Genomic DNA, 16290 nt, shown 5'->3' with positions numbered 1-16290 from the left:
AAGACCGGTTCAAGTCGAACGTGGGCGTTATGCCGGTTCGAGCGCTGGGATCGACCAGCGTGCGTAGAGTTGGGCTGCGTAGACCCGCTCTCCGGTTTCATATGGCTGCCTGCTGCAGCTATTTATTAACCCGTAACCTCGTGTGTGCGGTGAAAAAGCAATGTGGACGAGGACGGTTTTGGTTCGCTTGCTTGTAATGTATGCGCATAACCGTACATGGAATAAGAGATGTCAGCATACAAGGTGAATCCAAAACAACAAAAGCCCTACCTCTCTTTTGTCCTTGCGGCTCCGATGACCGCGCCAGTGTGAATCAGATCGTCAAATTTCAGTGAGTTTAGGAAAAAAGGAAATTTGAAATGATTCCGGCAGCATCCGGAAAATTGCGAAGGATAAAACCGAGGGTTAAAAATAACATCTTTTATCATAGCGCATATCGATTCGGAAGTCAAATTTTACAATAGACAGAACAAAAAAGCGAACGAATAGAGTGTAGACAGTACTTCACTACGCCCACTTTGCCTACTGTAAATGTCTATTGTAATTCTCGCATTTGTTGCTAAACGAGCAAAACGATCTGACCACAAGCTGCGCTCATCCGCACGAAGCCAATTCATAATACGAAGCCAACAACAAAACCCGAAGCGTCTACATAGTGTAGAGGCTTCGGGTTTGGAGCGCAGCTTCCGGCGGGCGTTTAGCACCAACCGATCGTACTGCTGTCTGTTTATACGTGCAAATGATATCATTTGCCGCTAAACAGCATAGTAAGCATTATGTGTGCAAAATGCGCGGGTAATTAATACACTTTTGTCATCGTGATCATACCGTTGCTGTATGTCAGGTTCCAATCGAAGTTGTCAGCGAACCAGCGAACCGGAACGAGTGTGTGACCGTTCATGGAAATAATCGGATCATTCAGCGCTTTGCGCATATTGTCCACTTTGTATACTTTGGCGTTAGCGCCTTTTGTCCAGAACTCGTAACGTGCCAGACCGGTATCGAGCCATGTTGTCTCGGTCATTGGATCGTACCATGTTTTCATGCTTGCATTGGCAGCCAGGTAACGAAGTGGCAAGTACGTTGTACCCATGTAAGTTACCGGCTTCATCGGCAGCATCATGGACATGCCGTTAGCGGTATACATTTTGCTGCTCAAGTTAAATTGAAGGGTGTGATTTTGCAGCTCTGGATTAAAATCAGCACTTGTGCCTTCAGCGGCGAATGCGCCAGCCGCAGGCATCATCAGGGAGAATCCAAGAACAGGTGCAAGCAGTTTTCTCATTTTCATTGTCGATTACCCCTTTACTGAAAGTTAATTTGGTTGCCTGACCATGAGGAAATATAGCGCTTCCACTAATCAGAAATAGCGCCACCGATCTCCATTGAAGTTCTTATATCATCGGGTAAACACCTATCGGAGAATCGTGTGCTACTATTGTTGCTGTCTATGTATTGTATAAACGGATTCCAAAGTAATTAATCAGATAGTACCAAAAAAGGATGGATATTGACTGCTGGCATGAGTTGAAATGTCCAACAAGGCAGGACTATGGAAATAGATTCCAGTTTTTAAAAGCAGGCGGAATGGCGTAGAAGCAAGCGAGCAGAGCGGTTACGGTTGTTGATACGCTAGACGAATTAGTAGCATCAGCAGAAGCATACGGTAGCGCTTCACAATCATCCGTCTGAAGTATACGTAGCTTTCCTCATTCTTATATGTTTTTATGCTTAACTATCCTCCCAAACATCCCTTAGCAACAAGCAACCCAAAAAACCAGTCGCATCAGCTGGCGCTAAACCGCCTTGATGCGACTGGCATCTATCCAAGTCTGTCTGCTTACACAAGCCTACACAGATTCGGAGAAATTAATATGTTTTGCTCAATGTGACCATGCCGTTGCTCATATACGATACATTCCAATTGAATGTTTCCGCGATAAAGCGAACAGGTACCAGTGTACGTCCGTCTCTGGAAATGGTCATCGAATCGGTCGTCTGCAACATATTGTTGAGTTTGTAACGGCTCGAATTGTTCCACAGTTCCAGCACATCACTGCCTGTGTTCAGTGTCGTCGATTTCATTTTGTTGTCGAAGGAAATTTTGGCACCGATATTGGCAGCCAAGTAACGCAGTGGAATATACGTTCTACCGTTGTACATAATCGCCGCAGTCGTCATATTCATCGACTCGCCGTTCACCATGTACATTTTGCTGCCTACGGTAAACTGGATTGTTTTCGTTTGCAGCTCAGGGCTTGCATCGGCAGAAGTTGTACCGCTCATGCCACCATGATTCATACCGCTATGATCTACACCTGTGGAAGGTGTCGTTGTGCCACCAGTCGAAGGTGTAGTGGAACCACCGCTCGATGTACCGCCGAATTTCTCAGGGAATTGCATCACGATCGCTTCACTCAATATGTCGGCAAACATAAACATATGGGCATATGCCATACGTTCTTGGCTGTACGCTTTGGTATAATCTTTGGCAACATAATCGTCAAATGCCATCAGCAGCATATTAATATGCTCAGCTAGTCCTGCTTCCAGCGCGGATTGTGGCAGATTCGGATTCGCATCAGCAAAAAATTTCGCTTGGATTACTTTATACTCGGCAAGCTCGTCTTTTGCTTTTTGCTTGGCAGCATTGTCTTTTGCCGCTGTCGCTTTCACATAATCGACAAAGTAGCCGATATGGGACGACCAGATTTTGTTAAACGCGTCACCGGCAGCATTGCCGTATACGCTCGCTACCGCTGCGGACAGTTCATCCGTATTTTTGTTCAGCAAACCGGCAACTTGCGTGAAGTCTGGTGCACCATCGATCCCTTTTTGCATCGCCCACACAGCCAGTGTGGCATGCTCGCCCAAAATGATGCCCAGTGCGGAGCGCAGGTCAGACGCTTGTGTAGTGGACATGTCGCTAGTAAATTTGTCCGGGAACTGCTTTTCGATCGCAGCGCTCAAAATATCACCGAACATAAACATATGTTTATAGGCTTGATCTGCTGTATCATATGCTTTGGCATAGTCTTTGGCTACATACGCATCAAAAGCGGTTAGCAGCATATCGATATGCTCTTGCAGTCCTGCTTCCAATGCTGCTTGTGGCAAATTCGGGTTCGCATCGGCAAAAAATTTCGCTTGTTTGACTTTGTACTCGGCAAGCTCATCTTTTGCTTTTTGTTTGGCGGCATTATCTTTTGCCGCGGTCGCTTTGACATAATCGACAAAATAGCCGATATGAGACGACCAGATCGTTTTAAACGATTCGCCAGCGGCATTACCGTAGACGCTTGCAACCGCAGCGCTTAGCTCATCGGTATTCGCATTCAAAGCGGCGGCAGCTTGAGTGAAATCGGGTTTGCCGTCAATTCCCTTTTGCATGGCGATAATGGCGAGCAATGCGTGTTCGCCCAAAATTTGTCCCAGTGTTGCGCGCAGATCAGCGCCAGCCCCTTTGGTTGTTGCCGCAGCACCTGCTGTTGTTGGTACGATCAACACAACAGCCATCAGCAATATGCCGATTTTGGATAGAACCGATTTGAACATCATTCCACACTCCTTCAAAAGTGATGAATAGACGACAGCCAGTAACAGCTTGTCTATCCGATAAAACGCGCAAAACAAACAGGTGGATCATCCGACAGTACAAAATGAATCTCAGGTCATGAAAAGGCTTACCGTTATAGCATAAAGCGGTATTTCCTGGATATATCCAGCCCATTATGTAAATTCTAGGTGGTACAAAAGGGCTATAGGCAGTTATTAAACCGTATGCGATCATTTCATGCAGATATAACAGTATAAAATTAAGGAAATATTTTATTCAGATATATAATAATGTGTAATTAACAATGTAATATGTTTATTAAATAGCTAATCGTCTTAAATTTAAGATAGAGCTATAAATATACATAAAACGCCAGATCACAATGCAGCAATTGACGCTTGTGGGATGAACATCTGGTGTTACCCAATTCCAATTTGGGCAAATACTATAAAAAATGTGCTTCCATCCTCTCTACAATGAATATGCACACGGATGAACGACGGCATGTAGGCAAACTGCGAACGAGTTTGTTTAAGCGGCTTACGTTCAACTAGCGGCAGATTTTCGCTCCGATTCGGATCATTTATGCCAAACTATGATCGATCGTTGTCATCTGACCGCTGTAAATTCGTTTATGTAACCATGTATATAGCGTACACAAAAAAATATTTGCGTATAAAAGTCATCCATCGCAAATTTTTGTGCGAACGCTATAATAGAGGGGAATGGGAAAGGAGCCCTTGGATGAATGAATTGATGGACGATAGAGAATTAATGCGTCGGATTGCTGCAAAGGACCCGACGGCGTTGGAACAAGTATATGATCGTTATGAACGTGCGATCTATTCGTTTGCTTATCGGATCGTGCACGATGCGATGGCGGCGGAAGAAGTCGTACAGGAGTTATTTTTGCGAGTATGGAATCACGCGGAACGCTATGATCGGAGCCAGGGGAAGCTTTCGACATGGATGTTCACAATTGCACGAAATATAGCCGTAGATATGCTGCGGCGCAAAGCATCGCGAGCTGTAGCCGACCCGGTCGGTGATGAGGCTCTGCAGGTTCTTCCGGATACCAGCGCCGATGTGGAGCAAGAGGTGGCGCTAAATTTTGAGCGCCAGCGCATTCGTGAAGCAATGATGGAACTCCGTGAAGAACAGCAGCAAGTCATCGAGTCGATCTATTTTCACGGATTGACGCAGCATGAAGTGTCCGAGAAATTCAGCATTCCGCTTGGAACCGTGAAAAGCAGGGTTAGACTTGCGATCCGGCAGCTTCATGGGAAGCTTGCTGAAGCGGTAAAGGGGGGAAACGCATATGAGTAATGACAATGAAAATAAACAGAACAAATGGATGGACATGGTCGACATGTATGTACTCGGCGGACTGGATGAGAAAGAACAGGAGCGATTTGAGGCGTATATGAGACATAACCGAAAATGCCGCCGCGCCGTCAAGGAGCTGCAGGAAGTTATCGGCTTGTTGCCATTAGCCGTTGAAAGCATACAGCCACCACAAGGCATGAAAAATCGTATTTTGGGACGTGTCTTTGACGAAGGAGGGCATGATAGCCCAGTCGTTGATGACGCTGTAGATCAGCCGTTTATCGCGCCGGTCATTCCGTTGCATCAACCTGAAACAGAACTTGACGTGGATACGAAGCAGAACGATATACCGACTGCTCCCGTAACTGCCAGCGTATCAAGCGCATCATTGGAAAAAGAGGAACAAGAAACGTCACGCCCGCTTGTAGCAGCATCGACGCCGCCTGTGACAACACCGAGACGCACGACCACGCCAGCCCCCCGTTTCTCCGATGTAGCTTCACCGTCCCGGATGGACAAAAGTATCAAAAAACGACGTCATGGTGAACGAAACAAGCATACGCTCTGGCAAATTATGACCGCTGTATCGGTCGCTGCTGTCGTATTGATCGGATTATATTCCAATACGCTGCGCGGTGAGATCGGCAGTTTACAACAGCAATTAGCGATGACGAGCAGCGAGGTTGGCAGTCTGCAACAGCAGATTACATCGGCATCGATGCCAAGCCAAGGATTGCGTGTAGATGATGCGGTCAAACTAAGTCCAGCTACCAAAAATATCGTAGCACAAGGACTGGCTACAATCGTCATTGATGCCAAAGGTACGCATTTGCTCGTACAGGCGGATAATTTGCCTAAATTGCAAGGCACAGAGGCATTTCAAGTTTGGCTGATCAAAGGTGATATTAAGCAGAGCGCCGGTACATTCCTAACGAGGGACGGTACAGGAGCGATGTATTATACGTTTAAGCCGGAAAATTACGATACGATTGCGATTACGCTGGAGCCAGATGACAAAGGCAGTCAGCCACGCGGGCCAGTCATTCTCGCCGCTAACATTGCCAAGCAAGGCTAATGTTGCATCCAATGGCGCCAATGGAGTGCTCGAGCACAAGCTGATGAGATGCTGCTGAGCCGGCTCAATCATGCCGACAGCACAAAGCCTGGAGTGGTGCTTTGTGCAAGGTCGCTATAAGCTATTGGATAATGTGGTTGTTGCAGTATACGATCTAAAAGGCAGTGTATCTCTGGATAAGAGATACACTGCCTTTTGTGTACAGTATGATGATGAAGTGGTAACACGATAGTGAGAGTGCTATATTTTTATAAAGGCTCGTGTGTGCCGATTTGCCCGATTGCGACAACGACAATCGTTGATCGCTGCCAGTCCTACCGATCATACGGCGATTATAAGGCTAATCGTTCAGGAGACGGACGGTGCCGATTTGCCGTCGCTAGTGAACAAACGCCGGATATCTTCGCGTTTGTCTTTTGGCCCGAGTAAATAAATTTTATCGCCTGGCAGCAGCACTGTATCCCCGCGCGGGGTGACGATATCTTCGTTGCGCAGCACCGCCGTAATGAGCACGCTAGGCGGCAGATCGATCTCCTGCAACTGACGGTTGATCAAGCGGCTGCGCGGTGTCAGTGTCATATGGCTAATTTCTGAATGGGTGCGTCCGGTAGCGACTAGCTCCATAATCGATGGCTGCTCATAGTTATTTGTTTCGGTCAGCCCAAGCCGTTGCGCAAGTGGCGAGATCGTCGTGCCCTGAATGAGCGCCGAGGTGAGCACAACGAAGAAAATGACATTGAAAAATAATTGCCCATGCTCCACGCCCGCCAGCAGTGGATAGGTGGCAAGCACGATCGGCACCGCTCCACGCAAGCCTGCCCATGACAGCAGCGTTTTTTCGGTAAAATTAAACTGGCTGAACAGCAAGCTAACAAACACACCGATCGGACGTGCCACGATCATGAGCAGCAGCGATAACGCCAGCCCTTGCCAGATGATCGACGGCAATTGCTCCGGAAAGACGAGCAAGCCAAGCAATACAAACATCAAAATTTGCATAATCCAGCCAAAACCTTGATTAAACTGCAAAATCGTCCGCCGATACGTCAGATCGGAATTGCCCATCACTAGCGCCATCACATACACGCCCAGAAAGCCGCTCGCATGGGTAAGCGAGCTGACGCCATACGTAAATAGTGCGCTGGAAATGGCGAGTACCGGATACAAGCTGGACGTCTCAAAATTGATTTTGTTAATAAGCCAGACGGCGAGTTTACCGCAAATGAGTCCGAGCACCAACCCGAAGCCCATCTCCCAAAAAAACGATAGTATTTTGCCGATAATGCTCGTTGTCGGTGACTGGATTAGCTCAATAAACATAATCGTCAAAAAGACAGCCATCGGATCGTTGCTGCCCGACTCGGCTTCCAATGTCGAGGTGAGCGAACTGCGTACATTTTTGCCGCCCAGTACGGAAAAGACGGCGGCTGCGTCGGTGGAGCCGACAATCGAACCGAACAGCATCCCCTCCAGCAAACTTACACCGAGAATCAGATGCGCAAAATATCCGATCACAAATGCCGTCAGCAATACGCCGATCGTGGCGAGTGACAGCGAAGGACGAATAATCGGACGAATTTGCCGAAATTCCGTCTGCATCCCGCCTTCAAACAAAATGATGACGAGCGCGAGCACGCCAAACCATTGCGTTACAAACGCATTGTCATAATAAATAAATCTGCCCAACAGCATCCCGGCGATAATAAAAAAGACGAGTGCTGGCATACCGAAGCGTGAAGAAATTTTGGCGGATAGCACGCCGAGCAACAGCAATGTGCCCAGCAGCAAAATGAGATCGCTTGTCAGTTCGGTTGCTTCCATGCGAAGTCCTCCTGTAAGTGTAGTCTATTTTCCGATAACTAAAGCATCAACTTTTGACTGTAGTTGCCGACATATAATAGTGAGATAGTACATGTAAAATAACGCGCCACATGTTCGACGGCAACTCATATGCATTACTCTCATAACTTGAGCGAATCATTCAGGTAGCAGGCAACTGAAATGCTGGCTACTTACGAATACAGGTTCTAACGTGCGGAAAAGAGGAGCCTTCTGTGAACGAATATCAAAAATTTCTGCGGGAAATGGTTGCCAATTATATCATCGGTTCCGTACTGGCTGTCGCCGTTGTCGGTGGTCTGATGATTATGACGACGATCAGTGCGACGATGCTGCAAAATCTAGTGTTAATCGGCATTATGTTTGTGTCGTTTTTGATTATGCTGCTGCTTGAAGGCATGACATTTCGTCATCATGTCGCTCCGATTCGGCAAGCGTTGCTGACGGATAAGCCTACTATTCAACAATTGGAACAGGCGTACATTCAATTGCATCGTTTTCCGAAGCTGGCGATTTACCGTATTATGCTGCCCCATTTTGTCGGTTTGACTGTGCCTGCAATTGCACTTGTTAGTCTGGCAATTGTACAGCAATGGATTGCGCTGCCGTGGTATTACATCGGCATCGGCATTGCCGGAGCGATTATGGTCGCTAGTATGCATGCATTTATCGAATTTTTCTTGACCTCGATGACGATTCGCCCATTGCTGCGTGTTGTCAAACAAAAGCTGTACAATCTGCACGGTCGCGACACAGTGGGATTGGAGCGCGTTTATTTGACAGTGCGCAAAAAGTATCAACTTAGCATTTTCCTGATCGGTGTTTTTCCGGTAGCATTATTCAGCCTTGCCGCGCAAATTCGTCTGCAAGAGATGACCGGGATCAATGCGCTGGAATATTGGAAATGGGCAGGGCTTGTGATCGTCGTTAGCATCGTGTTCAGCTTGTGCGGCGCATTGCTGCTGGCGCGCGATGTAGAGCATCCGATCAACAATTTGTTTGAGGCGATGTCCCGCGTCGAAGACGGGGATTTCGGCGTCGTCGCCCATGATGATTATTCCGATGACTTTTCCCGCCTGATCGTCGGTTTTAACAATATGGTCAAAGGATTGAACATGCGCGATCGCCGCAATCAGCAGTTGCTGGACAGCTATTTTGCCACACTTGCGGCGGCGCTAGATGCGCGTGACCCGTATACTGCCGGACATTCGCAACGCGTAGCGAAGTATGCGGTCGAGATCGGACGACGTGCCGGTCTGTGCGAATACGATATTGACCAGTTGCGCAAAACAGCACTGCTGCACGATATCGGCAAAATCGGTGTCAAAGATGCCGTACTGCTGAAAGATGGCAAGCTGACTGACGAGGAATTTGACCAAATTAAAAAGCATCCAGCAATGGGCGAAAGTATCCTTCGTCAGGTGGAGCCTGCCGATGCGATGCGGCCATATTTGCCGGGTGTACGTTCCCATCATGAACGCTTTGATGGCAAAGGGTACCCGGACGGGCTGAAAGGCAACAGCATTCCGCTGTTCGGACGCATTATCGCGGTCGCGGATGCATTTGATGCGATGACATCGGATCGTCCATACCGTCAAGGCATGCCCAAAGAGCGTGCGATTGCGATTTTGGAAGAAGGACGTGGTACGCAATGGGACCCGCAGCTTGCGACACTGTTTATCGACGACTACCGACGCAAACAGCAAGAGCAAGCACAAGCGAATAATAGGGGCGCACCGTAAGACAGCAATGGAAGCAAATGCAAGTATGCGTAATCATTCAATTCAAAATTCGCTCTGATGACATGCTGTATATCGATGGTGTGGAACATGCAGTTTAGGCTGCATGTTACGATTACACGATCATGCAGACTGCTAGCCAGTTTGCGATCGATTGCTTGTAACGTATAGTGTACGCCTTGCTTAGGATTGGATGATTCCATTGCTGCCTATACATAGTTGTTAGCTCGCCAGCTGCATCCCTGTATAGTATGACAACCTCATTTGCGGTATAACGAAACAACGAAACCGCTGTACGCGATAACGAAACAGCAAAAAGGTCTGATGACATATAGCATCAGACCAGCATAGCCGCGGCAGCGCTTATTCGCTGAAGCGGCTATTTGTAGTTTACATACGATGCTAATGATGGGGGAGCTTATGCCCGCCTACAGTAGCCGTTTTAGCAGGCTGTCTCGATTGGAAATCAGGCTCGAACACACTTTAACATGTTCACAATGAAGCGATCATAACATCGGCATACGATGAATTTAATGAAGATGAAGTTCCAGCGCATTCGAGCGGACGGATCAACACCGCGGATACATTTGCTGCGGACTCGGTATTCAGGTTGATTGGCATGGACAGTCGTGCCTTATGATCAGCTTATTCGCCAACGATCGTTCATACGTATAACTGGCATGTTCGCACCAGCATCTGGCATGATCTGTTCGCTGGCAATTCGGCAGCTCTGATTACGGAATAAGCTTAGTTTTTTTCGCTTTTTGCGCCATTTTCTCGGTTAGTGGGGCGAGCGGCTTTTTGAGCAGCAATGCGAACAGAATAAATAGTAGCATAAAGCCGATCAAGTACAACATATCCCGATACACGATCGACATTAACATACCTCCAACCGTTTCACGCAACAGCTCAACCGCATACGTAAATGGAAACCACGGATGAATCGCCTGGAAAAATGCACCGGTCATACTTACCGGGAACGTGCCGCCAGAGCTGGAAAATTGCAATACGAGCAAAATGATTGCCAGCCCTTTCCCGATATTGCCAAATACCGATACAAGCGTGTACACCATCGTCACAAACACCATGCTGATCAGCATACTCATCGTCACAAACCAGATCGGGTCGGCAACATACGTACCGAGAATAAACAGATCACCCATCGAAATAATAAACGCCTGCACGAGCCCGATCGTCATAAAGGTGGCAAGCCGTCCAAAATAAACTTGATACGGACGGAAACGACGCTCCGGATCATCGACCTCAGCTTTGAACATGGAGATGAGCAGCATACCGCCGACCCAGATCGACAATGTAGTATAAAATGGCGACATCGACGAACCGTAGTTCGGAATCGGATACGTGCGCACTTGTTTTAGCTCGACCGGGCTGGACAGGAAGTTGCTTTCCTGCTGAATATCGCCTTTAAGCCATTTAATAATTTGCGACAGCTCGCTATCGCTATTTTTGAGCACACGCACTTTATCGGCGGCGCTGCGCACGGATTTTTCCAGTCCGGGCAGGTCATTACGTACAAAATCTCCGACTTGATGCACCGCCGTTTCCGCTTGTGGCAGCTTATTTTGGATCAAATCGGTAATTTTGTTTAATTCCTTTTCGGCGCGTGGCAGATCATTGCGCACAAAGTTTGCTGCTGCATGCACTTTGTTTTCGATGCCTGGCAGATCATTATGCACAAAACCGGCGGCGGTATTGACCATTTCGGTAAACTGGCTCATACGGTTTTGAATGAGTTCATTGGCATCGTGCAGCTTGGCGCGAATTTGCGGCAAATCTTGCTTAATGCGTGCCAGCTCCTGTTGTCCAAACGTTACGCCACTTTGTGCATCGTTTAAAATAGCAGCGATATCAGGCAGCGTCGTATTCGCCGTATGCAGCACATCGGATGCGTCGCGGGCGACTGTTTTCAAATTGTCCAGCCCTTTGTTAATGTCGGGTACGATCTCGGCATCGTACACCGAGATCAGCTTGCCGAGCGCATCGCTTGTCTGTGTAGACAGCTGCCGCAAATTGTTCAAAATAGCGCGCGCTGGCTGCTGCCCGTTACGAATCGCTTCGCCAATGCCTTGTAACAAGGCAATTTGCCGCTCCATTAGCTCATGGATGCTGTTTAGACGGTTAATGCGATCGCTCAGTGGATGATTCGGCAGCACATCGTTTAGCCTTGTGAGCAGATCGGTAATACGCTCAACAATCGCCGCGCCGCGTGTTAACCGTGTCTCGGCAAACGAGAGCGTATCGAGCGCTGTCTGCGGATCGAGATTCGCATTGTCGATCGCATCGACAAGCTGTGTCGTTGCATCCGCCGTTTGTTGCAATAGCACCAGATTTTGGCGAATTACCGGTGCAATCGCCTCAAATGCACCATCATTGTCGTTCAAAAACGTATCGACCCGATCGGCAAAATCGGAGCCGATATTCGTAATTTGCTGTACTTTAGGCAATGTTTGCTGGGCGGTTTGGATAATGCCGGCGAGCTTGTCCGCATCGGTAATCGCCTGTTTAAGCGCATCTTCCACTTTGTAAAAGTTAGCATCCAGCTCGTTTACTTTGGCGGCGGCTTGGCGAATTTCCGGTAACCGTTTTTGCAGCTCCAAAATCGCATTGCCCGCTTCCTTAAGCTTCGGCAAATTGTTTTCAACTTTCAAAATCATCTGCCCTGCCTGCTCGATCTCTGGCAGTCGCTTTTGCAGCTCAACGATTTTTTGCGCTTGCGCATTAATTTCTGGCAGCTTCTTTTCCAGCACGAGCGCTTGCTCGGCAAACTGGTTAATTTCCGGCAAACGCGCTTCCAGCGTCAAAATTTTATTTTCGATATTACGGATCGTCGGCAGTTGTTCCTCCAGCTTGATGCCAGCGTCTTTCATTTTGGTCAATACCGCTTCACTGGCGGTTTCGATAAATTCTTCGCTAATTTCCTGGGTAAGCGTCGTTGCGCCTTTATCGGTAATTTTCGGGGCGATGGCGCTAATCTTCTCATTGACTGTATATACGATTTGCGGCTTGACCGGGTTATCGGTCAAAATGCTGCCGATTTTCTCGGAAAAGTCCGGCGGAATTAACAGTGTAGCATAATAATCACCATGATCCAGCCCCCGCTTCGCCTGTGCTTCATCCACAAATGTCCAGCCAAGCTTGTTGTTATGTTTCAAATTAGCGACAACTTGATCACCGACATTGACCGATTTGCCCTGAATTTGAGTACCTTTATCTTCATTTGTCACGGCGATGACAATGCCGGACGTATTGCTGTACGGGTCCCACATCGCTTTGATGTTAAACCAGGCGTACACCGACGGTAGCAACATAATCGCCACAACGAGCAAAATGCCGGTCGAAACGCTAAACAGGTTCTTCCAGTCGGATTTGTAAATCGTCCATATATTTTTCATTGATTCCTATAACCACCCGGTTTTGTAGTATGGGTCGCGCCGTATCAATTGGCAGCAATATGTTCCATTACCCAAAAAGCTTGGTTTGTCGTTTGTGTTTGATCCGGTAGCAGGATTGTTCCCATAGTAAGATAATGCGGTATACGGCACTTGCGCTCCCTGGTCGTAAACGTTTGCTTCTAAAAATAATGAAAGACGAAAATAATTAGGCATACTATCTAATTATAGGGCAATATTCATTATTTTGCACGGGTTAATCTGTTTGTGTACAACAATCATTACAGGCAACGACTACTCCGCCACTAAATAAGCGAGCAGATGCCGATTGTGCCGAACAATCATCCTGGTCGCTTGTTTTTAGCAACTAGGTAATATCTGCAAACTGTCCGGATGATAATATGGTCATTTGAAATGTTTGTTTTTAAACGAAATTGAGTCTAATGTACAGTACCAGCCGGTAAAAATAAATTGGATTTAGTTATTGTTCAAATTGAGCGATGACGTCGATCGACTGCCATATCGCTTACCCGCCATGTCGTTTACGATGAAACACCGCCCATACTAACCCGAGCACGATAACCATCACGATTATGACGATCCAGATGGCGATGAGCGGAATACGCTGTTCTACAACGGTGGCGATGACTGCGCCGCCACCGTAAATGAAGATGGCGATTACACGCAGCAATGTTTCGGCAGCAGGCCAACTTTCGCGTTGGGCAGTGCCGTCGCGCCTTGCCAACTGCCGCAGCCGTGCGGTCACGTCTTCCACGATACTCGCCATATTGTTCGTCAGCACAGTGGTCGAAATGCCGGCGATACCGAGCCGCCGCGCCATCGTCGTCTGCATACCCATCGTAAAGCTAAGCAGGATGATCAGGCTATATTCGATTGCAGGAATAAGCAGCCCTTTGGCGAGCAATGCAAATAGCAGAAAAAAGACGATTTGCAACACAACCAGTATCGTTAGCCGCGAAGACCACGGCCCATCCGGCTTGCGGCTGCCGAGAAGCAAGCGGGCGACCGCATTGCCTGCGATAAAACCGGCAAACGCGACACCGGAACGTAGAAAGGATACCGTGTGCAGATTGCCAATCGCCATCCCCATCACAATAATATTGCCGGTCATATTGGCGGTAAATACACGCCCCAAATTCAGATAGCCGATCACATCGACAATACCTGCCACAAAGCAGAGCAACACAATAATCAGCTTACGATAAAAATCAATTTTCAACGTTTATTCTCCTTCCGACAACGGTAAACTTACCTTCACATTCCAACACATTGCCCAATTCAATGCAATATGAGCGCTATTACTCGATCCCTGCCATGAGCAACGCTTCGCTATACAAGTATGGATGTTCACTATTACGATATTGAGCACGTATGATCAAAAAGCGCATAGCATCAGCATGTACATCCATTTATGCACCTGTTCAAATCCATTATATTGGGACACAAATAGGAAGGTAAAGATGATCTAAAGAAGTGGCAATACGCTTGCGACGGATGCGGCGGCTCACTTGTCGCTTGCGTACACTCCGTAATTGTCTCTGTTATGTTACCATATTTGGCACTTTGAGTTGGCTGTACAATATGTATATTTGATTGCTTAAAATTCAATTGTCCTATCACTTATTACAATTATGTAATATTTACCAAATGGCAATTTTATTCATAAAAAGGGTTGCATGTTTGTCCAAAGTGGGTTAGTATTACATTGCATGTGACAACGACATAGAAGGCACATAACATAAAGGGCGGCTGTAGATTCCTGGATAGGGACTACAGCCGTCTGTTTTTATTTTGGCATCGAAAAGCCCTCTCTATCTTAACAAGATCGGAGAGGGCTTGATTTATTTGATGACATCGTACGCTATTATTCTTATATAATTACCTACACCTACACCTACACCTACACCTACACCTACACCTACACCTACACCTACACCTACACCTACAACGGCAATAACTCAACCTGCTGACGCTTGCCGACTTCGCTTACCATATGCTCCCATGCGTCAGGCTTTTGCGCCAGTACCGCATAATAGCGGCGTAGAAACTTCTCAATCAATGCGCCAGGCAGCGAACCGGTATCTGGATCATAAGCAAGGAAACATAAATCCAATTCGGACACTGCTTCGCCATCATTGTTCCACGATGGATGCACATACGTAAAGTCTAGGCGACGGTAGCCTAGATGCGCCAGCACTTCGCGGCGTACGAACGGGTCCATCGGTTTAACGCCGCCAAATTCATGACGCTCCGCACGATATGGATCATAAATTTCGGCAAACATACCGAATAGCTCGGTGCCATTGGCAGCGGCAAGCTGTTGCAAATCATGCTGGCGATGTTGTGCCAAAAACGGCCCGATGCCAAGCCCAGCTTCCCCGATAATCGTAAAATCGGTCATCGCCACATTATCGTCCTCATAATACCGATATTCCGTAGCACCTACGACACGCCCTTCATGCACCGCCACAAATACACGGATACCTGGGTCTTCCAGCGGCTCGCGCCACAACTCAAACTCCAGCACTTCCTCCGGTGGGAAAATGCGCCCCATCAGACCGTGCATATCGGCAAATAACGGATCATCAATATGAGTAATACGAATATAGTCCATCGTCTATTGTCCTCCTTCGGATTGTGCCGGTGGCAACGGATTGTTCCATTCCATCAATACGGCATAATTTAGCGATTCCTCATCATCCAAATAATTGGCAATGACCGTCAGCGGCGTCCGTCCACAGCGCATTAAAAAGGAAATGACCGGATCGTATAGCTCACCAGACGTAATGCGCGCCACATACTGCTCCGGTGTACAATGATCTGCGACTACATGATAACCTGGCATACGACCTGCGCCGAGCAGACGTTTCAGTCCAAGTGCAGCCGTCACTTCATACATCGACTGCATTAACAGCTTACCAAGCCCCCATTGCCGGTAAGCGGGATGCACACACAGATCGGCAACGTATAATGTATCGCCATGCGGATCATGGTTGCGAATATAGCCGTGATCGGTCATCTGCTCCCATGTATGCTGCGGCTGCGACTCATCAAAGGCGACGATCAGCCCGGTCATCGATCCTGCCAGCTTGCCGTCGATCTCTACGCAAAGTGCTCCTTGCGGGAAGCGTGTATGATGCTCATGCAATTGTTCCCTGTTCCACCATAGTTCTGCTGGATACGGAGGCGGGAAAGCAGCAGCCTGGATCGCGATCAATGACTCAAAATCATGCTCGTTATAAGAGCGCACACTTGCCGGATATGGCTGCCGATTATGGTACACATAACACGTTTTGGCATAATGTTGCACCGTCTTGTTCATTA

General features: G+C 47.7%; 10 protein-coding genes. 3 read left to right on the top strand and 7 right to left on the bottom strand.

Features of this window, described 5'->3' with window-relative positions; translation table 11 throughout:
* Nucleotides 1-799: 799 nt before the first annotated feature.
* The gene (locus U1I11_RS18560; RefSeq protein WP_322907624.1) at nt 800-1291 is read right to left on the bottom strand and encodes a stalk domain-containing protein; all 492 of its coding nucleotides are present in this window, start codon (nt 1289-1291) and stop codon (nt 800-802) included.
* A 578-nt stretch (nt 1292-1869) separates the two neighbouring features.
* A complete protein-coding gene (locus U1I11_RS18555; protein WP_322907623.1) occupies nt 1870-3558 on the bottom strand; it encodes a copper amine oxidase N-terminal domain-containing protein in 1689 nt (562 codons plus the stop codon).
* Between the two features lie 742 nt (nt 3559-4300).
* Here U1I11_RS18555 and U1I11_RS18550 point away from each other — a divergent pair.
* Nucleotides 4301-4882: an RNA polymerase sigma factor gene (locus tag U1I11_RS18550; protein WP_322907622.1), complete on the top strand. Its 582-nt coding sequence runs from the start codon at nt 4301-4303 to the stop codon at nt 4880-4882.
* A complete protein-coding gene (locus U1I11_RS18545) occupies nt 4875-5957 on the top strand; it encodes an anti-sigma factor domain-containing protein (RefSeq protein ID WP_322907621.1) in 1083 nt (360 codons plus the stop codon). The genes U1I11_RS18550 and U1I11_RS18545 overlap by 8 nt, the downstream gene beginning before the upstream one ends.
* Before the next feature lie 348 nt (nt 5958-6305).
* On the opposite strand, the gene U1I11_RS18540 is transcribed toward U1I11_RS18545, so the two are convergent.
* The gene (locus tag U1I11_RS18540; RefSeq protein WP_322907620.1) at nt 6306-7778 is read right to left on the bottom strand and encodes a potassium/proton antiporter; all 1473 of its coding nucleotides are present in this window, start codon (nt 7776-7778) and stop codon (nt 6306-6308) included.
* A 233-nt stretch (nt 7779-8011) separates the two neighbouring features.
* Between U1I11_RS18540 and U1I11_RS18535 the strand changes: the two genes are divergently transcribed.
* The gene (locus tag U1I11_RS18535; RefSeq protein ID WP_322907619.1) at nt 8012-9538 is read left to right on the top strand and encodes an HD-GYP domain-containing protein; all 1527 of its coding nucleotides are present in this window, start codon (nt 8012-8014) and stop codon (nt 9536-9538) included.
* A 731-nt stretch (nt 9539-10269) separates the two neighbouring features.
* Here U1I11_RS18535 and U1I11_RS18530 read toward each other — a convergent pair.
* The 4 genes from U1I11_RS18530 to U1I11_RS18515 form a co-directional block, all read right to left on the bottom strand.
* Complete coding sequence (locus U1I11_RS18530) at nt 10270-12948, bottom strand: YhgE/Pip domain-containing protein (protein ID WP_322907618.1); 2679 nt, start codon at nt 12946-12948, stop codon at nt 10270-10272.
* A gap of 523 nt (nt 12949-13471) precedes the next feature.
* Nucleotides 13472-14185: a YoaK family protein gene (locus tag U1I11_RS18525; protein WP_322907617.1), complete on the bottom strand. Its 714-nt coding sequence runs from the start codon at nt 14183-14185 to the stop codon at nt 13472-13474.
* Nucleotides 14186-14908: 723 nt separating this feature from the next.
* On the bottom strand, nt 14909-15580 hold the full coding sequence (locus tag U1I11_RS18520; RefSeq protein ID WP_322907616.1) for a GNAT family N-acetyltransferase: 672 nt from the start codon (nt 15578-15580) through the stop codon (nt 14909-14911).
* 3 nt (nt 15581-15583) lie between these two features.
* Nucleotides 15584-16288, bottom strand: coding sequence for a GNAT family N-acetyltransferase (locus U1I11_RS18515; protein ID WP_322907615.1), 705 nt, complete (start codon nt 16286-16288; stop codon nt 15584-15586).
* Between the last annotated feature and the right edge of the window lie 2 nt (nt 16289-16290).

The sequence above is a fragment of the Paenibacillus campi genome (assembly GCF_034659835.1).
Classification (GTDB): Bacteria; Bacillota; Bacilli; order Paenibacillales; family Paenibacillaceae; genus Saccharibacillus; species Saccharibacillus campi.
This window is presented reverse-complemented; position numbering and strand designations above follow the sequence as displayed.